Source organism: Falsihalocynthiibacter arcticus, from assembly GCF_000812665.2.
GTDB classification, from domain to species: domain Bacteria; phylum Pseudomonadota; class Alphaproteobacteria; order Rhodobacterales; family Rhodobacteraceae; genus Falsihalocynthiibacter; species Falsihalocynthiibacter arcticus.
The window spans coordinates 1,836,900-1,862,231 of sequence record NZ_CP014327.1 but is presented as its reverse complement, the minus strand read 5'-3'; the positions used below and the strand labels follow the sequence as shown (position 1 = coordinate 1,862,231).

The following is a 25,332-nucleotide window of genomic DNA, read 5'->3' as shown; positions in this document are numbered from 1 at the left end:
CTAGATGCAAGGGCGGCGCGACTCTTTGATATCGTGCAGATTAATCCGCAGCTTGGATCATCTCAACGAGACCCGCCATATCTGGGCTGGCAGCGAGGTACTGGTCGTAGACCGGAGCCATTGCGGCTTGAAACGCGGCTTTATCTTCGATTGTGTTCACAAGAACACCACCTGCGACAACTTTTTCCATCGAAGCCGCTTCACGGGCCTGCCACAATTCACGCTGTAGTTTCGCAGAATCCATCGCTGCTGCTTTTACAATGACTTGCTGCTCTGGCGTGAAGCCTTCCCAAGTTTTCAGGCTCATGCAAAGGCACTCAGGAATGATCAAGTGCTCGGACAACGAGTAGAATTTCGCAACTTGGAAGTGGTTTGTGGATTCGTAGGATGGTGGGTTGTTTTCCGCACCGTCGACAACGCCCGTTTTGATCGACTGATACACTTCAGCAAAGGCCATTGGTGTCGCGTTGCCGCCCAAAGATTCGATCATTCCAACGAACAAATCGTTGTTCATAACGCGAACTTTCATGCCTTCAACGTCCGCAGGAACGTTCACAGGCTGGATTGAGTTATAGAAAGAACGTGCGCCAGCGTCATAGAAGGCCAGAGCTTTGATACCTTTTTTCTGCATACCCGCGTCGATTGCATCGCCAACAGCGCCGTCCATCAACTCATACATTTGAGGGATGGATTTAAAGATGAAGGGAAGCGAAACAACGTTGGCTTCAGGAACCGCTTGGCCCATCGGACCGAGACTGAATACGCCGAAATCAAGCGCGCCGAGGCGAAGCTGCTCAATCGCATCCGGTTGGCTTCCGAGGACGCCGCCGTGGTATACTTTGCCACTGATTTCGCCCGCCGTCGCTTCTGAAACTTCTGCGATAAAGGCTTCCATGCCATAGGACACAGGGTAGTCTTCGACGTGGATGTTCCAGCCGCGCAGGTCTTTTGCCATTGAGCCAGTCGCGCCAAAGGCCATTGCAACGCCTACGGCGCCTGCCCAAATTTTATTAATAGATGTCGTCATGAGGGATCCTCCCAAATCCTGATTTACATTAAAATTAACATATTTGTAAAAAGTTGTAAAAGCAACAGGGCAAATATCTCACAACGTAATTTTAAGTCTTTTAAAAACAGGTATTTAAAATGTCACCAAGCTTTAGTGCACAAAAACAATTGGAAAATTGCGCCAAGACGGGAGGCAGTAAGGCTCATTGGAATCGATTTGGAACTCTTTCAACGCGCGAATCAAAAAGGGCCCACAAGAATGCAGGCCCTTCGCGTTCAAATAGGAACGCTTTTCCTTAAGAGAAATCAGCTGGAAGAAGGCTAACCGGAATGTTTTGATAGCTCACAGGACGCAAGAAACGACGGATGGAAAGGGTTCCAACCGATGTCGCGCCAAAGTTCGTGGATGCAGGGTAAGGTCCGCCGTGCACCATTGTGTCACAAACTTCTACGCCAGTCGGGAAGCCATTGGCCAAGACACGACCAGCTTTGCGCTCAAGGATCGGGAGCAACTGACGGGCCAATGGCGCATCTTCGTCATCCATGTGCAACGTACATGTGAGCTGCCCCACGAGGCTTTTCGCAACCGCGAGCATTTCGGCTTCATCTTTGGCAACGACAACAAGACCCAAGGGGCCAAAGACCTCTTCGCCAAGCTCTTCATTCGCGAGCCATTCGGCCGCCGTGGTTTGGAACAGATAGGGCGTCGCGTTGCGCAAATCACATGTCGTGGTGAGCAAGGTTTGCACGCCTTGCGAGCCTGCAACACGGTCACGACCTGAATGATAGGCCGCCGCAATTCCGTCCGTCAGCATAGTTTGTGCGCCGACTTGCTTGAGGGCAACTTGCGCCGCGTGGACAAAAGCTGCGCCTTCGTCACCTTCCAAAACAACCGCGATTCCGGGGTTGGTACAGAACTGTCCTGCGCCCATCGTAAGGGAGGCAGCCCAGCCAGCGCCAAGCGTCGCGCCCTTAGTTTTGACTGCATGCGGCAGCATGAACATCGGGTTAACCGAGCCCAATTCCCCAAAGAACGGGATGGGTTCTGGACGCGCCGCACAAAGATCAAACAAAGCACGGCCACCACCAAGTGAGCCTGTAAAACCAACAGCTTTAATCAGTGGATGTTGAACACAGGCTTGGCCGACAGCACGATTTCCGCCCTGAATTTGGCTAAACACACCGGGGTGCACACCGCAAATTTCGATCGCCGCATGAATGGCTTGCGCCACAATATCCGACACACCGGGGTGGGCGGAGTGGCCTTTCACAACAACCGGACACCCAGCAGCGAGCGCCGCCGCCGTATCGCCACCAGCCGTGGAGAACGCGAGCGGGAAGTTGGACGCGCCGAAAACAGAAACAGGTCCGATAGGACGTTGCATCATGCGAATCTCAGGACGAGGAAGCGGCTCGCGATCAGGGAGTGCCGCATCAAAACGGCGATCCAGATAATCGCCTTTTTCGATATGGTCTGCAAAGAGGCGAAGTTGCCCAACCGTGCGACCACGTTCGCCATTCAAGCGACCTTCGGGAAGGCCCGTTTCTTTGGTGCCCATTGCGGTAATTGCTTCGCCGCGCGCATCAATTTGATCCGCGATTTCGCGCAGAAACTTCGCACGGAACACCCGTGTAGAGACGCCATATTCAACAAAGGCCTCCTCCGCAGCACGTGCAGCACGATCAACCAATTCAGCCGATCCAACGGAAAACTTGTCCGCAACGCCAGAAACAGGTGTGTTTTCAAAGACGCCTTCGCCTTCGACCCATTCTCCAGCAATAAGGTGTTTACCCATCAACATAATTCTCGCCCTCCTTGGCATAGTCTATTGCATTTCGCCGCGCAAATATCCGCACGGTGTTGGCACATCGGTACCAGATGAGAATTGCTAAACAAGCAGGAAGTCCACCTGTACCGAGAGTAGTGCGTTTGAATTTCACAGCGCGGCACGTTTGATTGCGGGTCAAACGCCGTGGTGTGTTGCGAAGACGCGTTGACACCATCCGCATGTGATTTTACAAATAAACATCAATTTCCCTCTAATCAAAGGCGCATCATGACGCAAAATATTAACGCCCCCTCCGACTGGATGACCTCTGGACCGGGGGCCGAACGTCGTATTCTTTGCTATAACGATGACCTTATGATGGTTGAGTTCCGCTTTGCCAAAGAGGGCCTCGGTGCACTCCACAATCACCCCCACACTCAAACAACCGTTGTGGCTTCGGGGAAGTTCCAATTCACCCTTGAGGGGAAAACACACATTTTGGAAGCTGGCGACTCGCTTCTCATTCCGTCGCTGGCGATGCATGAATGCCTCTGCCTCGAAGGGGGTGTTTTGATGGATGCCTTCACGCCTTGTCGCGATGATTTCCTCGAAGCCCACGGCCTAACCAAAGTGCCAGCCTAAGCGCCGTCAAAAACGCGTTTTCGCGCATTTTCAACATGCACTCGCATTGCTAAACGCGCAGCCTCGGCATCCGACGCCTTAATTGCTTTCAGAATAGCCAAATGCTCCCCCTGTACCAATTCAAGGCGCGAGGTGGGCATTGTCAGCGAGAGGTTGCGCGTAAGATTCATGCCCGTGAGGATATTCGCCTTCATGGAATTTCGCGCCGAGGTGAAATATTGATTGTCTGCTGCTTCACAAATTGCTGCATGAAAAGCCTCGTCGGCATCCACGCCAAGCTCGTTTGCCTGCACACATCGGTCAAGTTCGTCGTAGGCCGTTTGAAGTTTTTGCAAATCCCGATCCGTGCGCCGGTTGGCCGCAAGAAACGCGGCCTCCCCTTCGATGGCAGCCCGAAATTCGAAAGTTCTTTGGATATCCGCAATCGATCCGACGGGTGCAAAATCCAACACTGAGCCGTCGGGGCGGCGCTGAACGTAAGATCCCGACCCTTGCCGCGACACAATCAAACCGTCTTCGCGCAATTGCTTTAAAGCCTGACGCAGAACTGGCCGACTCACCTCAAGGCGCTCACTAAGAACATGTTCCGTCGGTAATTTAACCCCGACCGCGAACTCGCCTAAGACAATCATCGAGACAATGCGTTCGTAGGCACGATCCGAAAGGGTTCGATCCCTGACGGGACGTCCCGCAGTTCTAAATGCCGTATTACTGTCGATCTCGGCTATCGATTGTTCTTTTCTCGCCACGCTGAGTATAAGTCCTTTGTTGCCGGATCCGTCGGCGGATATAGTCCGAAGGTTGATGCGCCCGCCTGAACACGCTCAAGCACAAAATCCTCAAATGCAGTCATCTCTATTGCCTCGTTTGCGACCTCATGGGCAATATGTTTGGGTAGCACGACAACGCCCTCGTTATCCCCCACGAGAATATCTCCTGGGAACACCGAAACCCCACCGCAAGCAATTGGTTCGTTAATGCCAATTGCGTGATGCTTGGTCAAGTTCGTTGGGGCACTTGGTTGCTTGTGATAGGCAGGCATCGACATCCTCGATATCTCTGGGGCATCGCGAAATCCCCCGTCGGTCACAATGCCTGCACAACCAAGAACGCTCAGTCGAGTCGCCAATATGCCACCTGCGGAAGCGGCACTCGCGTCACCCCGCGAGTCGATCACGAATACCGCGCCTTCTGGGCATTCTTCGACTCCTTTGCGTTGTGGATTTTGGGGATCGGCGAAAGTTTCCAACCCGTCCAAGTCCTCACGCGCGGGAATATAGCGCAGCGTATAAGCGTATCCGACCATATTCGGACCCGGGTTCATACGATGAATATTTTGGATGTAAATATTCTTAAAGCCACGCTTAAACATAGCGGTTGTCAGAGTCGCCGTACTGACTTTCATCAATATTTCGTGGAGTTCAGCGTCAGTTTCTTTCATGTCGAGCAGCCCTTTAAAATCTTGTGACGCAGATGCGCCTCCTCCAATTTGTAAATGCCTCCGTCATATTTGTCAAATATTTGTAAAGATTAAGCGTGAAATTTCTATAAAACATCCCTTCCGGGGTGAATTACAACTAAATAGGAAGTACTGCCCGCAATTTCGTACATTGAGGCCTGTAAAATTTGTAAAACCTGACACGAGCCATAAATCAGGTGGCAATGAAATGACGCCAGCGCGCAAGATTTATCACAAATACAAAACGGGTCAGAAAGCCAAGCTATCAAATGTAAAGGGATCGCAAATACAATTAGAGCTCACGCCTCCCGACTTGAATGACGCTGAATTGCTTTCAATTGGGGAACCTCAAGTTTTGTATAAGGTCCAACTTTTGTTAGCGCGAGTACGCGATGTGAATAAGCCGTTGAATGGGGGGCAGGAAATTCAAAATCTGCCGCTTGCCCCCATCTCAATGTTATCAGGTGAGTTACTCAGAATTGAACCTGACTGCTCGCTATTCTCTGCTACGAAAGGGGCAAGTTTAACCTTGGGGAAACATCAACCAGATGCCTTGGCAGATTTCTTAGAGACCGGCGCTTTTAGACGGCGAAAAATGAAATTTAATGAAAATGGCATATTGCAGATTGAACACCTTCCCTGCCGACAACGAGTGTCCATAAATATCTCGAAAGCGCTTTTAGCGGATGCATTGCGCAAAATTCTGGTCTCGGATGGCCGCAAATTAAAATCGACTTGGGTCAAAAACCCACCGTCTTCAACGTTCTAAGCCACCGAGATCCCTCTCTGTCCCGCACGAACAAAATAGCCATAAATGGTCTTTCTGATCAGGGAGGAATGCCACGGAGTGGACGCATAAAATGTTCCATGATTGCTGTGACTTGAAAACGCTAGTCAGGAATAAGAGTCGCAACTAGGAAGGCGTTTACAAATCTAGACGCAATTCAAACTCAGTAAAAACCATACCCCAAAATGGCAAGGCTACGGGGCTCGTCACCTCCGCGAAGACGTCGAATCTGTCTTTAGGCGACTGCCTACACGATCTGACGCCAGCCCAAGCGTGCCAAAAAAGAGAAATGGAGCGATACACATTGATGCGACCAGCTCGCGATAATGCACCTAAAGTCAAAATTCGATAAAAGGAGCAATAAACAAACTTCTGGATTGCGGCTTGTACGCTTATGTCCAACGGGTACCAAATTAAATGGCTAAATGGTGATCCCATCAGGAATCGAACCTGAAACCCCCTGCTTAGAAGGCAGGTGCTCTATCCAGTTGAGCTATGGGACCACATTGTTCGGTGCGAGATGCACCTATTTGCTTTTCATAGCCTGACGGGCATGAATTTCAAGCGGAAAAGCCCCGCGCTATGCCCAATTTTCAGTTTACACAGCCCATCTTTTTGGAAATGGAACGGCCCCACCATGTTCGAGGGCTCACGCCAGCGCGATGAATATCTGCCCAAAGTTATCTCGGAAGAGCTCTGAAAGTCAAGCAAAAGCAATGCGTTACCTCGACGCGTTTTGAGGTCAGAGCAAAGATTGCGCGAAAAACGGGCCAAGAACCCGCGAAGAAAAATAAAACACAACAAAAAAACCCACCGAAGCGGGCTGACTATTCATCAACTGCATATCTAATTTAGGCTGGGATCTTGGCCGCGAGAGCGTCAGCGATGTGGACATAAATGGCCCTAACCCCGATTTTCTCTGGATGACGAAATGACGGGATCGTCCCTGCCATAATCTCAGCAAATACTTTTTCGAAGGGCCCCGCGCCACGTTGGCACGCATATGCTATAGGGTGAACATCCTTGCACGTTTCAGGAATGAGCTCCGGAAGAGTCGATATTTTTCCCAAAAATTCATCAAGGTGATAGTAGAGGAAACGGCGTATGAGGGGCCTCAAATTAGCCTGTCTATCTATTGCAGGATTGGTCGCGGCTTTTGTGTTGCACGTGCCAGTCCTCACTGTCTATTCGAACCTCAGCACGCCTTCGGACCTGCGCGCATACCCGTCTCTTTCCCAAGGCGTGAAAAGCCAAAATTACGAGATCGAGAGGCTCGTCTATGGGGCAAGCGAGATTTGGTTTGACCATCAGGCAAACAACTATCTGATCATCGCGGATCTGATAAAAGGTGGGAAAGTTGAATACTCAGGTCGTTTCATCGTCACCGTTGGCGAAGATGGTCATTTCATCGAACACCGACGGGTGACCAGTACTGACCCGCTTCCTGATTTTGATGCCGATCCACGCTTTTCTATGCTCAACACCGCACCTGAGCGGATTTATGTTCCGAACTATCGTTTTGACGCCCTCGAGGGGCAGCTTGATTTGGTCAAATATCAATTTACGGCGTTCAGTGAGAGGCCTTATTTTTACTATTTTATTCCCGTCATACCCTTTGATTGGACAGGCATCGGCTACTTCAACCTGAAGCATCAGGGGGAAACGCTTTCTTTCCAATTGCCAACCAATTTCTACGGTGGGCCTTTGTATACGACGTCAAATATTGACGGACAGCTTTATGTCGCGCGCCGCGAAAAGGATGCATTAGGTGTAGCTTTTTTAGAGGTCGCAGAGAGTAGTTATACCCACAGCATGGATGGCGGCGAGACACATCGAGAGGCCTACGGCCTCCATGTTATTCGTCCTCGTCGTCACTGAGGCTGCGGCAACCGAAAGCACACATATCTCTGAATGCAGATGGCCAAAGCGATAATCAAAACATCTTAAACGGTTATTCTGTATTTCAAACTCTCAGACCTCTACTTAGGGAGCCAATGTTATGGCTAGGGTTCCAACTTTACGTGTCGACAAACTGCTGTCATCTATGGGCTACGGGTCGCGCAAAAAAATCGCACACATGGCCAAGCTCGGCGGTATCACTCTCGACACGGCCCCTCTTTTGGACGTCACCAAACGTATTCCTGTCACTCCAGATTTGCCGACGCGAATGACGATATGTGGCGCGGCTCTCGCTCCTCTTGCGCAGATGGTTATGCCCGCAACAAGTAAGTCACCATATACACTTCACAACTGCCCATTGCACCAAGACCGAAATTTAATTGTTGCCGACCTTCGATCAGGCTTGGGGTCTTGATTTGAATGGCCCATTGGGCACGCCCGCCATTGCGTCTGACCTCGCGACTAATCGTGGATGCTGACCGCTTCAGGGATCTCGCAATGGACCGCAAGGACAGCTTCGCACGCAGGCCTCTGGATATCTCCTCGCGGTCCATCAGGGTGAGAGCGAGGCGAGACCGCAAGCGGTTTGGTGGACGGATGCCGCCAGTGCGCGCAAGGTGCGGATAAATCGATGACGATGAGCGATCAAAACCACGCCCGATCTAGTTCATCGATTCTCCGCGTTGCCATCGATCCCATATCTCTGACTTTTGCTCATCTGTGAAAAACACTCGGTGACGATACTTCATAGGGTTCACTCCATCTTTCCAAAAAGATTAGAGTGTTGCGTCGACTAGTTGAAACCGCCCCGCTTAGCAGACCTTGACGCACACCGCAGCGAAAGCCCGTTTTCCGCCCCTGTTGTCTAATGCAGCATTAACAATAGGGTTAATCAGGGTTGTTGCGGTTGGCGGCATCAAGGCTGACCTCAGGGTCGCGCCCAGGACGTGAGCGATATGCAGGCATACTCCAACCATAAGCCAGCGCACCGCTGCGTGTCAGGAACGCCAAAATAAATCCTAGGCCGGCCGCCACAAATTGATCAACTCCTGCCCCTAGAATACCGACATAAATCAAACCGCCAACCATCGCCGCAGCGAGATAGATATCTTTGCGCATCAAAACCGAAGGCTCGCTGGCCAAAATGTCTCGAAACACACCGCCAAGCCCTCCGGTGAGCACCCCCATCACGACCGCTATCACTGGCGATCCGGTGACAAGCAACCCTTTATAGGCGCCAAACACGGCATAGGCGGCCAGCGCGACCGCATCGAGCCATAACAACCAAAGGTAGCGTGACTCCAGAAAGTGCGCGATGAAAAACGTTAAAACTGCTGCCACTGTGCAGACCAGAATGAACAGCGGTTGTTCAACCCAAAACACCGGCACTCCAAGTATGAGATCGCGAACGGTTCCACCACCTGTGCCAGTAACCATCGCCAAAAATATAAAACCGATGATATCCAACTGTTTGCGTGACGCCACCAGTGCCCCAGTCACTGCGAAAAGTGTTACCCCGACAAAATCAAGGAAAATAACAATGCTCATCCAAGCCTCATGTTTTGACGATTAAGTTCGTCGCTGGTGGATACACTAGAAGTTCCCCCCGCTCTCATCAATCGTGGTTTGACAGATTTGGTTACGCTGCCGTCGGAGATGATCGCAGCGAAATTCGGCAAAGCGCTCAAACTAACCAAACTTTTATAGTTAAATTCCGAACGGGACGCCCCCCGTTACAGGGAGATTTATGTCGATGACGTAGTTCGCTTGCGGTCCCGCAAGATATCTACTTTCAGTCGTGAAGGCACAACGGTCAGCAAAAGTCACGATAGCAGGAAACGGTCGAATTAAACTCCATTGTCCCGGCGATGCGCCCTATTCTGCCAAACAAAAAGCGTTCGACGCTTTTTATCGCCAACATCTGAACGAGTTTCTTCAACACAATCTACCCAAATGGTGTCAGGCGCTAAACGTGGACCTACCTGAAATCCGCATCCAGCGAATGCGGACGAAGTGGGGAAGTTGTAATCCCAAGACTGGCCGTATCATGATCAATTTGGAATTGGCAAAGAAGCCACTTCGATGCGTTGAATACATCATTGCACATGAATTGGCTCATCTTCGAGTGCGCCATCACAGCTCAGAATTTATTGCATTGCTGGATTCTGTGTTGCCAGATTGGCGGCATCACAAGGATATCCTTAATTCGTTGCCTCTTGCGTATGACGAGTGGACATATTGAACTAAGCAGAAAGGTTCATTGCTCTGCCAAAACCTACGCGCAGAAATTCATAAAGGCGCTACTTTGCAGGCATCACGTGTCTTCGTTGCCTATGAGTATACTTCAAATGATTTAAGGCGGAGAATCAACACATAGTAAGGGCGCCCAACGGGGACCCTACATGCATACCAGCGATGACTTTCGCGGGATCTTTGCTCCGATTCCGAGAGAACTTTGCCCCGATTTACAACGACTTAATGCGTCCAAGCGCCCCGACGATTCGTCGCGAAATTTTCGCCGTAGCCGCCTGCACGGATAACTGGCTTGCGTGTTTTTGGCTCTTGAACACTCGCCTCAATGCCATTGGCGCGCGCATATTCTAGCGCCGCATCCTTGCTGTCGAACCTGAGCCGAACTTGGCTCTGCATATCATCGGAGCTTGTCCACCCCATCAATGGGTCAACGTCACGCGCGGAAGCTTGCGCAAACTCAAGAACCCAGACTTTAGATTTCCCCATGCCCGACTGCATGGCATTTCTGGTTGGTTGATAGATACGGGCGCGCATAGCGGTCTCCTGAAAAACTTGAAGTCTTATCGCAAAGAAACTGCCCGCATTGCAAGTATGAACGCACTTATGCGCGCCCGACATCTTGAGATTTTTTGTTTTATTGGGGGGAAGTAGATTGCCGACCTAAGCAGGGAGCGGGGTGGGTGGGGTGGGTGGGTGCGCTTAGATCGACAATCATTTCTGCTGCTTACTTGGCAAACCTACGCACCAAAATTACCCCAAGCAAGTAAAAAACGCGCCTAGGTTGTATTTTGATACTTAAAACTCAACCCAAACACGCAATCTTTTGTTAACAATACACGGAAATCCCCCTCCGCCCCCTTGAAGTGGAACAAAAAGTGATCAAATCTGTGGGCGAATAAGGAACTGATTCATGAACGTCCCACAGACCCCACAAAACCCAAACGGCCGCAAGAAACTCGAAGGCGGCAAACGTTTTGTGCTGAGTTCGGAGTTCTCTCCCGCAGGCGATCAGCCCACTGCCATTCGGGAGCTGGTTGACGGAATAAACTCCGGTGAGCAGAGCCAAGTCCTGCTGGGGGCCACGGGTACGGGCAAAACTTTTACGATGGCAAAAGTGATCGAGGCGACCCAACGCCCCGCCATCATTCTTGCGCCCAATAAAACCCTCGCAGCCCAGCTTTATGCTGAATTCAAAGGCTTTTTTCCCGACAACGCCGTCGAATATTTCGTTTCATTTTACGACTATTACCAGCCCGAAGCCTATGTTGCCCGCTCCGATACCTTCATCGAAAAAGAGAGCCAGATCAATGAACAGATCGACCGCATGCGCCACTCGGCGACACGCGCCCTCCTCGAACGCGATGACGTCATTATCGTGGCCTCCGTCTCCTGTATCTATGGCATCGGGAGCCCTGAAACCTATACCGAAATGACGCAGGATTTGGTCGCTGGCGAAACCTATGTACAGCGCGAAATCATGGCCGGCTTCATTGCGCAACAATACAAACGCAACGACGCGGGATTCTCGCGCGGAACTTTTCGCGTGCGCGGCGACAGCCTCGAAATTTGGCCCAGTCACCTCGAAGATCGCGGCTGGAGATTTTCCTTCTTTGGCGACGAACTTGAGGGAATCACCGAGTTCGACACGCTCACGGGTGAGCGTACAGATGTGCTCGAAAAGGTTCGCGTCTATGCGAATTCGCACTATGTGACCCCCCGCCCGACCCTGCTTCAGGCGATCAAATCAATCAAATCCGAACTCGCGATTCGTTTGAAACAATTCGAGAGCGAAGGCAAACTCCTCGAAGCCCAGCGCATCGAGCAACGCACGAAATTCGACCTTGAAATGATCGAGGCACAGGGGTTTTGCAACGGGATCGAAAACTATTCGCGCTATCTCACGGGCCGCGCCCCGGGCGAGCCGCCCCCCACCCTTTTTGAATATATCCCCGATAATGCCATCGTTTTTGCCGACGAGAGTCACGTTTCCGTGCCCCAAATCGGTGGCATGTATAAAGGCGACTTTCGTCGCAAAAGCACGCTGTCGGAACACGGTTTCCGCCTCCCCAGCTGTATGGACAACCGCCCCCTCAAATTCGAGGAATGGGACGCGATGCGCAGCCAATCAATCTTCGTTTCCGCGACCCCGTCAAAATGGGAAATGGAGCAAGCGGGAGGCGTCTTTGCCGAGCAAATCATCCGACCAACGGGGCTGCTCGACCCCATCATTGAAATCCGCCCTGTCACCACCCAAGTTGATGATCTACTTGATGAAATCCGCAAAGTAACCGCGGGGGGCTATCGCGTTTTGGTCACAACCTTGACCAAACGCATGGCCGAAGATCTAACGGAATACCTGCATGAACAGGGCATCAAAGTGCGCTATATGCACAGTGATATTGACACGCTCGAACGCATCGAAATCCTCCGCGACCTGCGCCTAGGGGCCTTTGATGTACTGATCGGGATCAACCTTCTGCGTGAGGGTTTGGACATTCCGGAATGTGGCCTTGTCGCCATTCTCGACGCCGACAAAGAAGGCTTTTTGCGCAGCGAAACCTCGCTGATCCAAACCATTGGCCGTGCGGCGCGTAACGCCGAGGGCCGCGTCATCATGTATGCGGATCGCATTACTGGAAGCATGGAACGCGCGATTGGCGAGACAGACAGGCGGCGCGACAAGCAAATCGCCCACAATCTGGCAAACGGCATCACCCCGACAACCATCAAGAAAAACGTCGAGGATGTTCTTTCGGGCCTCTACAAGGGCGACGTCGACATGAATCGCGTCACCGCCGTCATCGAAAAACCGTTGTTTGGCGCGAATCTATCCGCGCATCTCGACGGCCTGCGGGTGGATATGCGCAAAGCTGCCGAGAATTTGGAATTCGAAGAAGCCGCGCGTTTGCGCGACGAGGTTCGGCGCTTGGAAGCGGTTGAGCTTGCCGTTTCTAACGATCCCATGGCCCGCCAATCCGCGATTGAAGCGGCAAGCGAAACGGCAAACAACAAACGTGGTCGCAGCACGGCAGGCAAAAGCGGCACCCGCGCTTATCGCGGCAAATCCGAAGCTAAGTTCTAGAAAGGGAGGGCTTCTCTCGCGCGTTAAAACCGACTAACCTCGTTGAATATTTGGCCCGATTGGAGAAAGCCTTGCGTGTTCATCCCAGAAGCAATCACCTGAGATTGGCGGCAACGCTCGCGGGCTTAATGCTTTTGGTTGCCTGCGCCACGCCACAGCAACGCTGTATCAACGGCGCGACGCGCGAGTACCAAACGGTTGCAAATCTGGCGGCACAAACCGAGTTAAACATCGCACGTGGCTACGCCATCGACGTTTCCTATGTGCCCTACACGGTTTACGAAACCTGTTATTACGGGAATCGGCGCGCCTATGCCTGCCCACAAACCTACAATCGCACGGTAGAAACTCCGCAAACAATTGATGTCGCCGAACAAAAGCGCATTCTAGCCGATCTCAAGATCAAACTATCCTCCCTGCAAGAGGCCTCCGCTGCATGGATTGCCCAATGCCAAGCACAGTATCCTGAATAGAGTTAAAAAACTGCTGACACCTCATACATAACGGGCTCGAAACTCTTGCAAAGGTCGCTAATCGCGCGATTGCGAGCCCGCATTTCCTCCGTGCGCAGCATCGCTTGAAAATCCTCTCGCCGCGTCCATTGCGAGTAATTGGCAATCCGCGTTTGCGCATCATTCACATGCAACCCAGCCCCAATAAATCCGGGTTGTTTGCTGATAAAAACCTCATAGGCGTCTGTCAGGGCGTCGAGCAAATCCTGACAGGTACCTGGGGTCATTTCAAAAGTGGTGATGACCGTTTGAACGGGGGCGGCGACGGAAATAATTGGCATAAATGTCCTCCTCTCCCTTCAGCCTAGCTGATAGAAGAAAAAACGCCAAATTCAAAAAAAGGGGCACGTTTCTGCACCCCCGCTTTTCTTTTTTTACACGGGATTATCCATCCGCACCGTCAAATGAACAGTACCGCGACAGGCCTGCGACCACTTAACGCGAACCTCGTCCTGATCCGCGCCTTGCTTGAGGGCGCAGAACGGGAATTCCGTCACATGGGTGTTGGACGCGCGCAGAATTTTGCCATCCGGCACAAGGCCGACCATCGATTTGGTCATGCCCCCAAAGGGAAGATGCGACTCCGTCGAAACCACCCAACTCGCCGAATCCGAATTCTCCACGTGCTTAAAGGTCAGGGGATTATAAATCGGCTGGTTCACCAAATTAAAGGTGTTCCCCTGCACAACAACATTGCGCGCCGAATTCATATCAAGCCCTGCATAGGTTTCATCTACATGGTCAACACGGTCGATATTTCCGTTCAACGATCTGAAAACATTGCCAGAAATATTCAGCCCTGAGAGATAATGCCCCGCCCCGTAAGGCTTGATAACGATCCAATGGAACCACGGTGCAACGTCATTTACCGTGAAAATATTCCCCGTGATCGTCAGTCCACCAAAGGCGAATTCGTTGTTAAAATCGGGCGAGGAATCATGCTCATTTGTGATTTCGATAAAGTTGTTATCGACATAATTCCCAACCACCGTCGCCTTGGGGTTAGCAGTTGTGAACACCAGACCCGCCTTGCGAATACCGTCCGTTTCGCCATCGCCTTGGAACCAATGGTTGCCAGAAAAGAGGTGCCCTGTGCCGTTCCAAACGCCAAAAGTACCAAATTTTACCGCGCGATTATCGCGAATTTTGGAGTCGTTGGAATTGACGTTGATGGCCACAGACGACCGGTCTTGTGATCGGGTGCTCTGTTCATTGGACAGGAATTGGCAGCGATCAATCAACATCCCCTGACATCCCGTCCCCGGCGAGGTGATCCCGCGATTTTTCGGCTTAGTAATAAAGCAATCCCGCACTTGGAACGTCAATCCGTCCGGCGCCAGCAAAATCGCGCTCGCCGTCCCCGTGCATTGAAATTCAATATCCGACAGTACGAACTTGTCCAACCCGGAAAAACCACTAAAATCAAGCACATATTTAAACCGCCTGAAGGTGTAATTCTGGGTGCCCGCCGCCGCAAAAAGAGGCTGGCTCAACGTCAGCTTTTGCGCCCCGACATTCACCGCCTTTACATAGATTTCACGCCCCACACCCGCGCCCTTAACCAGCGATCCAACCTGAATATTCGCAATATTGGCGACACTTGTGAGCTCATTAGAATTACCCGTGGAATAAGAGGCAATGGACGTCACCACCACATCATTCCAGTTCGGTCCAGAAACAACGTTGAACTGGCCATTTCTAATCACCCGCCGCACCGCAAAGGACGAAATATTGCTAACCACCGCCTGAACGTCGATCGGTTCCGTCAGTTCAATCCGGCGCCCCTGCATATCCAGCGACTCATGGTCGGTATAATTAAACAGAGCTTGAAGCGCCTTCTTAAACGCAAGCACTTCATCGCCGCCAAAGGCCGCGATATAGGCCCCAAGGTTATAGTTTTTCGTCAACGAAAGGCGTGCCTCTACGGGCATTGTCAGCGAGCCTTGAAATCTCACGCGATTTTGGAACGTCACGTTGCTCGGAAGGGAATACACCCCGTCCGAGATCAAAACCTCCCGCCCGTTTGCCGCCGCATCCGCCGCTTCAAACGCCGCGACATCATTGGTCACGCCATCGCCAATCGCCCCGTAATCCTTCACATCAACCCAATCCATCATTGTGCGATGAAACACGCTGGTGACGTCTTCGATTTTGATGTCGTCAATCCGCACGACGGCTCCGTTGGCCCCCGTCAGGTTCAGCCCGAAGTGGCCATATAACGGCGCCATGCCCCACGCCATATCAACGCCCGAACGTGCGCCCGTGCCGACAATCGCAGACACCTCAACAATGCCGCCATAAGAGGTCAACGCTTTGGTCGGTCCTACTTCGACAACGCCCCCAACATGGGCATCCCCAGCACCACCGGCCCAACCCGCGATCTGAACCGAAGGCAAATTCCCGCTGATTGCCTTCACCCGCGCCGTGACGCGCAAATAACAACCGGGCAGCATCGGCGTTTCACCCATCCAGCGAAGCTGTTGAGTCGTTTGCGTTTTCAACAATTCCAAACAGCCGCCAAAATCCTGATCCGCGGGCACATAGGCCGCATTTCCGGATCCCGCATATGTATCCGACCCCGCCGTCCCATTCTGAGAGGACCAAACATCCAACCCGTTTGCAAATGTCGGCGGCATAAAAACCAGCCCCTCTGTAATCGCTTTGTTCATCAATAACCCTTTCCACATTCACGGGATCCGCAGCCCCAAAACACCCCACTACAGCACGTTAAAAACGGTGGTGGTCTTGTTTTGAGAGCAAAAGGCACAAGGCCCAGACAGAGATCATTCCTATCAAACTGGCCTTAAATCCCCCCTACAGCGCCGTACGCAGACTCGCTGAATTCGGAACGTTTCATGGGTGTTGACACCTTGTGCTTCGCCCCGTCATACGTCACCATTACGCCGACCTTTCAAAGACGAATGATTTAAAATGCGCATCGCCAGCTATAATATCCGTAAATCCGTCGGCCTTGACTGGAAGCGCGATCCCGACCGAATTCTCCAAGTTCTCCGTGAAATTTCCGCCGACATTGTTCTTTTGCAAGAGGTCGACAAACGGGTGGGCTCCCGACAAGGCACGCTCCCTTCGCCTGTTGATCCAGACGGAATTCAGTACGATTTCGTCGATATCGCCGAGCGCCCATTGAGTGTCGGCTGGCATGGCAATGCGATCCTCTACGGGCCAAGCGTGGAACTCCTCTCGTTTGAGCGCGTCCCCCTGCCCTCGTTTGAACCGCGCGGTGCGGTTTCCGCCCTTTTTCAAACCAAAGGGTCCAAGCCCTTCCGCGTCATCGGCGCGCATCTTGGCTTACAAACAACAATGCGCGCAAAACAAGCAGCCGCACTGACGGATTATATGGCGAGTATGCCCTCGGGAACTCCCTGCGTTCTTGCTGGTGATTTCAACGAATGGCGCCTGCACGGTGCCGCCTGTCAGGTCTTTGAAAAACAGTTCGACGTCCTCACACCAGGGCCGAGTTTTCACACCGCCCGCCCCAAACTGCCCCTCGACCGTTTTGTCGTCTCGCGTGAGGTCGTTTCCTCCGAATGTCGCGTGTTCACATCCGACACAACCCGCAAGGCCTCCGACCACCTCCCGATCTATCTCGACACAGACAGCCTCTAATCTGCTGAAACTCTGCTTGAAAAATGCGCCGAAAATATTTATTCAGGACTCCAAACTAAATGGATTCCTGAATGGTTCTCAAGATCTCAGACCCCTTATTAATGCGCGAAATCAACAAGTTCAGCGTCCTTGAGACGATTCGTAAACACGAAGTTATTTCCCGCGTCGAAATCGCCGATCTCACCCAACTCAGCCGTACAACCGTCTCCGCAATAACTGGCGGCCTCCTTGAAACGGGCCTCATCGAGGTCAGCCACACCGACGAAGCCTCCCGTGGCCGCCCCCGCGTAAATTTGGCCCTCGTTGCCGATGCGGCCTATGCGTTTGGTGCCGCATTGACGGAAAACGGCCTTACCCTCACCCTCGCCAACTTTCGCGGCGATGTCATCCTCACGGCCCATCACTCCAAGGATTTCTTGCACTTACCTCCCGACGCTCTCACTGATTTCATCGCCTCCCACCTCCTTGAGGCCTGCGCCGCCGCAAATATCGACAGCCGAAAAGTCAACGGCCTCTGCCTTGGCATTTCCGGCCTAATCGACCCCATTTCAGGAGCCTGCGCCCAGGGCGCCGATTTCGCAAAAATCACCCCACGCCTCTCCCAAGCCCTTCACGAGAAAACCGGCCTCGCCATCTTCCTCGAAAACCACGCCGAGCTTCTCGCCCTCAAGAAACAATGGTACGACCGCGCTGAAAAAAGCTGCGCCGTGGTTGTCCTCAATGACGTCGTTGAGATGTGCTTCCTCGCACCCGACTCTGCCCAAAACACCCCAAAACTCAGACCCGCCTTGGGCCACACCAAAGTGCGAGGATCAGCCGAAATTTGCGCCTGCGGCCAAACCGATTGCGCCCAAGCCTACCTCTCAAAATCTGCCCTAACAAAAGCATTCCCCGCGCAGCAAACGACAGGCGAGATCCTCTCAAACCTCGCGCCCTCCCAAGCAAAACCCCTCGCCGACATCCTTGGCCAATCCCTCGCCCATGTCGTGAACCTATTTAGCCCCGACACCTTGGTCGCCACCTGCGAGAGTGCGCCGTTCCTTGCCGAGTATGCCGAGGAAATCACCACAAGCATTCGCGCCAACGCGACCACAGATAATTTCCAAACCACAAAACTCGAATTCCTGCCCCTAGACCTGCAACATGTCGCGCTCGGGGCCACAGCGCTTGTGCTCAAGGAATTCTACAAAGCGCCATGGATCGCGCAGGAGGCACTATGAAAAACACCATCAAGGTCGGCGTTATCGGATGCGGAAACATCTCCGACGCCTATCTCAAAGCAGCACCCCAATTCCCCGTCCTGTCCATCGTGGCCTGCGCCGACATCAATATGGACGCAGCCTCCGCCAAGGCCGAAACCTATGGAATTCAATCCCTTACGGTCGACGATATGCTCGCCGACCCCGAAATTGAGCTGATCCTCAACCTCACAACCCCGCAACACCACGTGCCCGTGGGCCTCAAAATTCTCGAAGCAGGCAAGCACGCCTACTCCGAAAAACCCCTCGCTTTAAATGTCGCCGAAGCCACCGAACTCGCCTCTCTCGCCAAGCGTAAAAACCTCCGCGTGGGCTGCGCCCCCGACACCTTCCTTGGCGGTTCGCACCAAACCGCCCGCAAGGCCGTCGACGCAGGCACCATCGGCGCGGCCCTCGCGGGCTCATGCTATATGATGTGTCCGGGCCACGAAGCTTGGCACCCAAATCCTGGCTTTTATTACCAAACGGGCGGCGGCCCCCTCATGGATATGGGCCCCTATTACATCACCGCCCTCATCAACATGATCGGCTCCATCGAGGCCGTCACAGGTGTCGCCAAAGCCTCCTACGCCAAGCGCGAAATCGCCTCTGGCCCGCGCCAAGGCGAGGTTTTCAACGTCGATGTTGAAACCCATATTTCCGCAATCCTGAGCTTCACCTGCGGCGCCCAAGTTACCCTGACCACAAGTTTTGACGTCCAGAAACACGATCACAATCACATCGAACTCTACGGCTCAAAAGGCTCCATGATCGTCTCCGACCCCAATCATTTTGAGGGCGACATTCAGGTCAGCAAAGGCAAAGGCGACTGGGAAACCCTCCCCCAATCCCACCTATACGGCGACGGAAATTACCGCGTCATCGGCCTTGCGGACATGGCCCAAGCCATCCTTGACGGCCGCCCCCACCGCGCCAGCCTCGAACTCTCGCTCCATGTCCTCGAAACCATGGAAGCCATCCTGAAATCCGCCGAAACGGGCCGCCGAATCTCCCTCAAACACCAATGTTCCCGCCCCGCCGCTCTCTCCGATCAATTGCCCTTTGGCCACCTCTAAAAAGGAAAATCTAATGTCCAAGAAAACTGCCCTCATCGTATGGGGTGGCTGGGAAGGCCACACCCCCGAAGCCAGCGCAAACGTCATGAAATCAACCCTCGAAGCCGCAGGATTTGACGTCACAATCGATGGCTCAACCGAGGCCTTCGCCGATCCAAATTTGGGCCGTTTTGACCTCATCATGCCCGTCATCACCATGTCGACCATCGAGAAAGAAGAACTCACTAACCTCCTCGCCGCCGTGCGCGCTGGGTCGGGCCTTGCGGGCTTCCACGGCACCATGTGCGACAGCTTTCGCAACGAGCCAGACTATCAATTTATGACGGGCGGCCAATGGGTTGCCCATCCGGGCGATATCATCGACTACACCATCCAAATCACCAAAACCGACGATCCGATCACAGCAGGTCTTAGCGATTTCGCCTACCATTCCGAGCAATATTACATGCACATCGACCCCTCGATCGAGGTCCTCGCAACCACCACATTCGACGGCAGCCGTTTTGACGAAATCGACGGTGTCACGATGCCCGTCGCTTGGAAACGCCGCTTCGGCAAGGGCCGCGTCTTCTATTCTGCCTTGGGCCACATCGCGGATGAATTTAACGTCCCTGAGATGAAAACCCTGATGGAACGTGGCGCCCTTTGGGCCGCACGCTAACCCTCAACATCTTTCCGAGGCTGAAACCTCCCAGCCTCGGAATCCCCTGTTGCGACACCGCGCACGCCTGCGTAAAACAGGCATGACCGCCAACAGCAAGGATCTCCAAATGACGCACCCCTCTACTGACACCAAGATCCTTTTGTCCGTCAACGACCAGACCCTCAAAGGCTCCGTCGCCGTCCCCGGTTCCAAATCCATCACCAACCGCGCCCTCTTGCTCGCCGCCCTCTCTGTGGGCGAAACCAAACTCACAGGCTGTTTAGTAAGCAAGGATTCCGAACTTATGGCCCAAGCCCTGCGCGATTTCGGCGTCTCTGTGAGTGCGGTAAATCCCGTCGAAACCATCGTCAAAAGCACAGGTAAACTGGTGCCGCCACAGGGCGAGGTTTTCGTCGGCAACGCGGGCACAACTGCTCGTTTCCTCACCGCAGCTGCCTGTTTGGCCGATGGCACCACCGTCCTCAATGGCGACGAAGACATGCAACGCCGCCCTATTCAGCCCCTCATTTCCGCCCTCAACGACCTTGGCTTCACTGCCTCAAGCGCCACGGGCTGCCCCCCCGTCACCCTCACGGGCGGCACCAAAAAACTCGCCACCGATGTTGAAATCGACGCGGGCCTCTCCACCCAATATATTTCCGCCCTGATGATGATTGCACCCCGCCTTGAAAAAGGCCTCACAATCGCTCTCAAAAACGCCAACGGCCTCGACGGCGCGGGCTACCTCGATGTGACAACCCGCATCATGCAAGAATTCGGCGTCACCGTCGAAACCGATCCAACCGGCAAATGGATCGTCCCCGCTGGCGACTATCGCGCGCCCGACTATGCGGTCGAACCCGACTACTCCGCCTGCACCTACCTTTGGGCTGCCGACGCGCTTTCCAAAGGCGGGGTCACAATCTCCAACACCAAAGAAGGCGAAACCGCCCAACCCGATGCCAAAGCGCTCGACGTTATCCGCCAATTCCCCCACATGCCCGCCGTCGTGGACGGCTCTCAAATGCAAGACGCGGTCCCAACCCTCGCCGTTTTGGCCGCGTTCAACGAAACTCCGGTGCGGTTTGTCGGATTGAAAAACCTGCGCGTCAAAGAATGTGACCGTGTCGAGGCCCTGCGCGAAGGTCTCACCCGAATCAACTCTAGTTTGGCGACTGTCGAAGGCGACGATCTTTTGGTAAACGGCGCACCCGACATCAAACCCGAGTCCGCAACCACCGAAATCCGCACATTCAACGATCACCGCATCGCCATGTGCTTCGCCCTCGCGGCCATTCGGGTGGACGGCATCATTATCCAAGACCCAGATTGCGTCGGAAAAACGTTCCCCGACTATTGGGTCGAAATGGCACGCATCGGGATGGTTTCAACCGAAGTTTAAAAACTTTAAAGAATTTAAAAAGGGCACCTTTTCGATGCGCCCTTTTTTAAACTTTCGACCATTTATCGCCTCAATCGGCAATGCGCGGAAACAGCGGAATAACTTCCCCAAACTGCGCACCGCTCTGCAAGCGATCCAACTTCGGCACCCAAACCGTGCCTTCTTCAATCGGGCAATCCAAGATCGCCAAAGCCTTATCAGCCGACACAGGAATGATTTGACGGAAGGCCTCCAGCAACACCCGCAAGCTATCAAGCGTCACATAAAGAACAGTCTGCCCCCGCGCTTCTGTCTCCGGATCCTTGAGCAACTTCCACGGCGCTTGTTCCGTGAAATAAGTATTCAAATCATCCGCCGCCATGATCAAAGCTTCCGTGCGGGACGAAATTTCCGCCAACTTAAACACATTGGCAAACCCAAGTGCGGCCTTCATCGCTGCGGCCCGCGCGGCCTCATCTTCCGCCGTCAAAGCCCCCTTCGAAGGCACCTTGCCGTCCAACCGATCAGAGGCGAATTTAGCCGCCCGCGACAGCAGGTTCCCGACCTTATTTCCCAACTCGCCATTATACGCAGTCTGAATCAATTCCACCGAAATCTGGCTGTCGTTTTCCGCCCGCATATGGCGCGCAAGATAATAGCGCAGCGCATCCGCGCCGAACTTCTCAACCACAACCAACGGGTCCACAACATTGCCAAGCGACTTGGACATCTTCACGCCGCCACTTCCCAGCCAATGCCCGTGTACCGAGAGTTTCTTAGGAAGGGTTTCGCCCATGCCCATAAGGATGATCGGCCAGTATACCCCATGTGTTTTAAGGATATCCTTGCCAATCACATGCTCAACTTCGGCCCAGTAGTCTTGGTAATTATTATCCGGCCAGCCTAGGTTCGTGAGGTAGTTGATCAGCGCATCAAACCAAACATAGGTCACATAATCAGAGTCAAACGGCAGCTCAACGCCAAGGGAAACCCGCGATTTTGGCCGCGAAATACACAGGTCTTCAAGCGGGTCTTTGAGCATGTTTTTAAGTTCGGTCAAAAACTTTTGTGGCTGCACAAAATCGGGATTTTCGGCGATGTGATCCAACAGGCGCTGACGGAATGGCTCCATCGGAAAGAAGTAATTGGCCTCGGTGATTTCCTCGACAAAAAGGTTCGAGTGATCAAGGCATTGCCCATCCTCATTCAGATCAGAATCCGTCTTGAACTGCTCGCAGCCCTTACAGTAAATCCCCGAATATTCTTTCTTGATGATCAAGCCCGCGTCCATCATGGATTGCTCCATTTGGGCCACGCGCTCTTTGTGGAAAGGGCGGCTGGTGCGGACAAAATAGTCGTAATCCACGTTCAACAAATCAAACGCTTTCTTGAATTCCGCCGAGCGCAGATCAAGGTATTCATCTACGGGCAAGCCCAGCTTTTCGGCGGATTCTTGGTTCTTTTGACCATGTTCATCGCACCCTGTTGAGAACCGTGTCTCAACACCATTGGCTTTCCTGTTGCGAATGAGGATGTCGCACATGACGGTCGTATGCGCATGTCCCAAATGAGGGGCCGCATTTACGTAATAGATTGGCGTCGTCACATAGCTTTTCGTCATTTTAATCACCTTATTTCACAGCGCAGAAAGCTCCGGTACGCACCGGATATATTGGCAAGCCCCTGTTTTATACAAGTCTCCCCGCGCGGCAACCAAGAAATCCCCCGCGCGTGTTTTAGAAAACCTCTTTAGCCAAGGCTTCGGGGAATGGAGCTTGGATGGCATCCAAATTGCGCGTGAGGGAGGAGACCTTTCCCGTCCCGATTAAAACGCTTGCGGCTTCGGGTTTTGAAAACCCGAAATGCAAGGCGGCCGTCGCAAGTGGAACATCAAAGGCACCGCATTTTTCCTCCAAGGCACGCGTTTGCGCCAGAATATCGACGCTCGCGGGAGCATAATTGAAACGAGTGCCCTCCGTCGGCCCCGTCGCCAAAATACCCGAGTTGAAAACCCCGCCCAATACGAGGCTCACGCCCATTTCACGGCACATCGGAATCAATTCGGCTTCGGCGGTCCGATCTAGCAAGGTCCAGCGTCCAGCGAGTAAAATAACATCCAAGGGGTGGGATTTTAGCACCTCCACACAGACCTCATTTTCATTCACGCCCAGACCATAGGCCCCGATTCTCCCCTGTTCTTTAAGGCTCTCAAGATAGGGCAGACCCGATTCCAAGAAGTCTTTCATATGAGCAGCATTCCCCGCACCATGTGTCACAACGCCGATATCGTGTACGAAAACGATATCAATCCGATCGGTTCCAAGGCGCTCCATACTGCTTATAAGGCTCTCTTCAAAACCCTTCGCGGAATAGTCATAATGCACGTCATTCGGGAGCGGATTAACGAAATCTTCGGCGACGGCCAATTGTTTTCCTGGCCGCAAAACGCGCCCAACTTTGGTTGAGATAACAACCTCATCCCGCGATTTCGCAGCCAAAAATACCCCTAAACGCGCCTCTGCGCGCCCGCGGCCATAGTGTGGCGCGGTATCAAAATAACGAATGCCACTTTGCCACGCCGCCTCCAAAACCGCCTGCGCAGCCTCCTCCGTGACCTCTACAAAAATGTTTGCAATCCCCGTCGTGCCAAATGACACGAGGCTAGTTTCGACATCGGTTTTCCCAACTCTACGTTTGGCAAACATTACGATTCCTCTTTTGCTTTTTGTACAATGTTTTCTAGTCGCGGCTTCATACTGGTATCGCCGTTCTTGTGCGCCCAAGCTAAAAAATCTGCAATGCGACGCTGGATTTTCTCAGCGTGATTTCCCGCGATATCGGCGATCTTGTGATCCAAAAACGGGTTTCGAAACCTATCAATCGTCGTTTCCACATAAGCGCGGGCTTTTTCTTCAATGCCTGCAGCTGTGAAGGCTGGAATAACCTCAGCTTCATATAAATCGTTAAGATCAGCCAAGACAGTAGCATTATCAAGATACTCTCGGACATAAGCTGGGGGTGTTTCCTCGGCACGCCAATTGTCGGCCAAATACGTGTGCCCTAAATTGAGGATAAACAGCTTCAAAGCCTCGGGAGTTTCTAAATCGTCAACGATATCAATGCACGGATGAACACAGGGCGCGACAAATCCGGCCTGATATTCAATCGCCCAAAGCGCGTAAGGCTCGGCTACCGCCCCTGCGGGCTCAAGCGGCTCAGAGACAATCCGATCCACAAGCGAGTCCATCCAAAGCACGTCTGATGTTAACCATTCCAAATACTGCGGCGATTGCCCCGACGCGAGTTCAAGCACGCGGGCCTTCAAAATCGCACCGTTTTTGACGATCAACTCCATAGGCATCACCGTCAATGGCCGCGCCGACGCCTCAAAGCGGGCTCGAAGGAGCAGTTCCAATTTCGCAGGGTAGGACATCGCTTGATCAAAAGTATTTCCGCCGTCCGCTGGCTGCGCTGCAAAGCCGCGATCGCCTGTGTTGGAAATGACATATTGCGCCTCGGAAACGAAACACGCAATCAACGCATCCCAGTTCTGCGCGGTCGTAAATGTGCGCGCAACCGATTGAATACGTTGCTCGCTGTCGATCGGAACTCCTGCCTGCAAACCCTTGATGCACACTGGATATCCATCAACTTGGGTCAACCCCTCAAGGCGCGCAACCCTTGAGGAATCCCCCGTGGTTTTCACTACCGAAATTTTCCCCACGGCCTCCCCGCGCTTCAAGGCTTCATCGACAAAAAGATCCGCATGCGCTTGTAGAAATCGACTTGTTCCAAACTGAAAAATAGGTGTTTCGGTCGCTTTGTTCATTCTTTTCATCCCATTTGTTCAAAATCATCGGCCTTAAGGCTTGGAGATAACAACTCTTTAAAGCTTTTCCGCCTCTACTCTGAGAAATCTATCTCGAACCCCATGCTCGGACAACGCGAATATGTTC

The 25,332-nt window shown here is 52.9% G+C and carries 23 protein-coding genes, 1 tRNA gene and 1 pseudogene; 12 read left to right on the top strand and 13 right to left on the bottom strand.

What is annotated here, in order from left to right; translation table 11 throughout:
• Positions 1-40 precede the first annotated feature (40 nt).
• Together RC74_RS09225 and RC74_RS09220 are read right to left on the bottom strand one after the other, a co-directional pair.
• Positions 41-1,027, bottom strand: coding sequence for a TRAP transporter substrate-binding protein (locus tag RC74_RS09225; protein ID WP_039001442.1), 987 nt, complete (start codon positions 1,025-1,027; stop codon positions 41-43).
• 277 nt (positions 1,028-1,304) lie between these two features.
• On the bottom strand, positions 1,305-2,810 hold the full coding sequence (locus RC74_RS09220) for an aldehyde dehydrogenase (NADP(+)) (RefSeq protein ID WP_039001443.1): 1,506 nt from the start codon (positions 2,808-2,810) through the stop codon (positions 1,305-1,307).
• Between the two features lie 255 nt (positions 2,811-3,065).
• Between RC74_RS09220 and RC74_RS09215 the strand changes: the two genes are divergently transcribed.
• Positions 3,066-3,419, top strand: a complete 354-nt coding sequence (locus RC74_RS09215; protein WP_039001444.1) for a cupin domain-containing protein — start codon at positions 3,066-3,068, stop codon at positions 3,417-3,419.
• On the opposite strand, the gene RC74_RS09210 is transcribed toward RC74_RS09215, so the two are convergent.
• Complete coding sequence (locus RC74_RS09210) at positions 3,416-4,168, bottom strand: FadR/GntR family transcriptional regulator (RefSeq protein WP_052274738.1); 753 nt, start codon at positions 4,166-4,168, stop codon at positions 3,416-3,418. The genes RC74_RS09215 and RC74_RS09210 overlap by 4 nt on opposite strands.
• The gene (locus tag RC74_RS09205; protein WP_039001445.1) at positions 4,144-4,860 is read right to left on the bottom strand and encodes a ribonuclease activity regulator RraA; all 717 of its coding nucleotides are present in this window, start codon (positions 4,858-4,860) and stop codon (positions 4,144-4,146) included. The genes RC74_RS09210 and RC74_RS09205 overlap by 25 nt, the downstream gene beginning before the upstream one ends.
• Positions 4,861-5,086: 226 nt before the next feature.
• Between RC74_RS09205 and RC74_RS09200 the strand changes: the two genes are divergently transcribed.
• On the top strand, positions 5,087-5,647 hold the full coding sequence (locus RC74_RS09200) for a hypothetical protein (RefSeq protein ID WP_039001446.1): 561 nt from the start codon (positions 5,087-5,089) through the stop codon (positions 5,645-5,647).
• Between the two features lie 444 nt (positions 5,648-6,091).
• Here RC74_RS09200 and RC74_RS09195 read toward each other — a convergent pair.
• A tRNA-Arg gene (locus RC74_RS09195) sits at positions 6,092-6,168 on the bottom strand.
• Positions 6,169-6,769: 601 nt separating this feature from the next.
• Between RC74_RS09195 and RC74_RS09180 the strand changes: the two genes are divergently transcribed.
• Both RC74_RS09180 and RC74_RS22500 read left to right on the top strand, forming a co-directional pair.
• Positions 6,770-7,543, top strand: coding sequence for a hypothetical protein (locus tag RC74_RS09180; RefSeq protein ID WP_062628186.1), 774 nt, complete (start codon positions 6,770-6,772; stop codon positions 7,541-7,543).
• Positions 7,544-7,664: 121 nt separating this feature from the next.
• Positions 7,665-7,979: a hypothetical protein gene (locus RC74_RS22500; protein WP_169798700.1), complete on the top strand. Its 315-nt coding sequence runs from the start codon at positions 7,665-7,667 to the stop codon at positions 7,977-7,979.
• 28 nt (positions 7,980-8,007) lie between these two features.
• On the opposite strand, the pseudogene RC74_RS23855 reads toward RC74_RS22500, so the two are convergent.
• Positions 8,008-8,226: pseudogene (locus tag RC74_RS23855) on the bottom strand (helix-turn-helix domain-containing protein); the annotation flags it as partial.
• 226 nt (positions 8,227-8,452) lie between these two features.
• On the bottom strand, positions 8,453-9,112 hold the full coding sequence (locus RC74_RS09170) for a trimeric intracellular cation channel family protein (protein ID WP_052274798.1): 660 nt from the start codon (positions 9,110-9,112) through the stop codon (positions 8,453-8,455).
• 250 nt (positions 9,113-9,362) lie between these two features.
• Here RC74_RS09170 and RC74_RS23730 point away from each other — a divergent pair, with 250 nt between their 5' ends.
• A complete protein-coding gene (locus RC74_RS23730; protein ID WP_052274797.1) occupies positions 9,363-9,806 on the top strand; it encodes a M48 family metallopeptidase in 444 nt (147 codons plus the stop codon).
• A gap of 233 nt (positions 9,807-10,039) precedes the next feature.
• On the opposite strand, the gene RC74_RS09160 is transcribed toward RC74_RS23730, so the two are convergent.
• A complete protein-coding gene (locus RC74_RS09160; protein ID WP_039001989.1) occupies positions 10,040-10,351 on the bottom strand; it encodes an ETC complex I subunit in 312 nt (103 codons plus the stop codon).
• 376 nt (positions 10,352-10,727) lie between these two features.
• On the opposite strand from RC74_RS09160, the gene uvrB reads away from it, so the two are divergent.
• Positions 10,728-12,899, top strand: coding sequence for an excinuclease ABC subunit UvrB (gene uvrB, locus RC74_RS09155; RefSeq protein WP_039001988.1), 2,172 nt, complete (start codon positions 10,728-10,730; stop codon positions 12,897-12,899).
• Positions 12,900-12,970: 71 nt separating this feature from the next.
• Positions 12,971-13,372, top strand: a complete 402-nt coding sequence (locus RC74_RS09150; RefSeq protein WP_082802229.1) for a hypothetical protein — start codon at positions 12,971-12,973, stop codon at positions 13,370-13,372.
• Positions 13,373-13,374: 2 nt separating this feature from the next.
• Here the strand turns inward: RC74_RS09150 and RC74_RS09145 are convergent, their stop codons facing one another.
• Positions 13,375-13,692 (bottom strand): antibiotic biosynthesis monooxygenase family protein, encoded by a 318-nt coding sequence (locus RC74_RS09145; protein WP_039001987.1) that lies wholly within the window; start codon positions 13,690-13,692, stop codon positions 13,375-13,377.
• A gap of 93 nt (positions 13,693-13,785) precedes the next feature.
• Positions 13,786-16,080 (bottom strand): glycosyl hydrolase family 28-related protein, encoded by a 2,295-nt coding sequence (locus RC74_RS09140; RefSeq protein WP_039001986.1) that lies wholly within the window; start codon positions 16,078-16,080, stop codon positions 13,786-13,788.
• Between the two features lie 262 nt (positions 16,081-16,342).
• Here RC74_RS09140 and RC74_RS09135 point away from each other — a divergent pair, with 262 nt between their 5' ends.
• From RC74_RS09135 to RC74_RS09115, 5 genes are all read left to right on the top strand, one after another.
• Positions 16,343-17,038, top strand: coding sequence for an endonuclease/exonuclease/phosphatase family protein (locus RC74_RS09135; RefSeq protein WP_039001985.1), 696 nt, complete (start codon positions 16,343-16,345; stop codon positions 17,036-17,038).
• A 71-nt stretch (positions 17,039-17,109) separates the two neighbouring features.
• Entirely contained in the window at positions 17,110-18,258 is a 1,149-nt protein-coding gene (locus RC74_RS09130) for an ROK family transcriptional regulator (protein ID WP_039001984.1), read from the top strand.
• Positions 18,255-19,352, top strand: coding sequence for a Gfo/Idh/MocA family protein (locus RC74_RS09125; RefSeq protein ID WP_039001983.1), 1,098 nt, complete (start codon positions 18,255-18,257; stop codon positions 19,350-19,352). Before RC74_RS09130 ends, RC74_RS09125 begins: the two co-directional genes overlap by 4 nt.
• A 13-nt stretch (positions 19,353-19,365) precedes the next feature.
• Positions 19,366-20,013, top strand: coding sequence for a ThuA domain-containing protein (locus tag RC74_RS09120; protein ID WP_039001982.1), 648 nt, complete (start codon positions 19,366-19,368; stop codon positions 20,011-20,013).
• Between the two features lie 109 nt (positions 20,014-20,122).
• Positions 20,123-21,397: a 3-phosphoshikimate 1-carboxyvinyltransferase gene (locus RC74_RS09115; protein WP_039002029.1), complete on the top strand. Its 1,275-nt coding sequence runs from the start codon at positions 20,123-20,125 to the stop codon at positions 21,395-21,397.
• Positions 21,398-21,467: 70 nt separating this feature from the next.
• Here RC74_RS09115 and RC74_RS09110 read toward each other — a convergent pair whose 3' ends face one another.
• The 3 genes from RC74_RS09110 to RC74_RS09100 form a co-directional block, all read right to left on the bottom strand.
• Positions 21,468-22,997 (bottom strand): class I tRNA ligase family protein, encoded by a 1,530-nt coding sequence (locus RC74_RS09110; RefSeq protein ID WP_039001981.1) that lies wholly within the window; start codon positions 22,995-22,997, stop codon positions 21,468-21,470.
• Positions 22,998-23,112: 115 nt separating this feature from the next.
• Positions 23,113-24,081, bottom strand: coding sequence for an aldo/keto reductase (locus RC74_RS09105; protein WP_039001980.1), 969 nt, complete (start codon positions 24,079-24,081; stop codon positions 23,113-23,115).
• The gene (locus tag RC74_RS09100) at positions 24,081-25,205 is read right to left on the bottom strand and encodes a mannitol dehydrogenase family protein (protein WP_039001979.1); all 1,125 of its coding nucleotides are present in this window, start codon (positions 25,203-25,205) and stop codon (positions 24,081-24,083) included. The genes RC74_RS09105 and RC74_RS09100 overlap by 1 nt, the downstream gene beginning before the upstream one ends.
• Between the last annotated feature and the right edge of the window lie 127 nt (positions 25,206-25,332).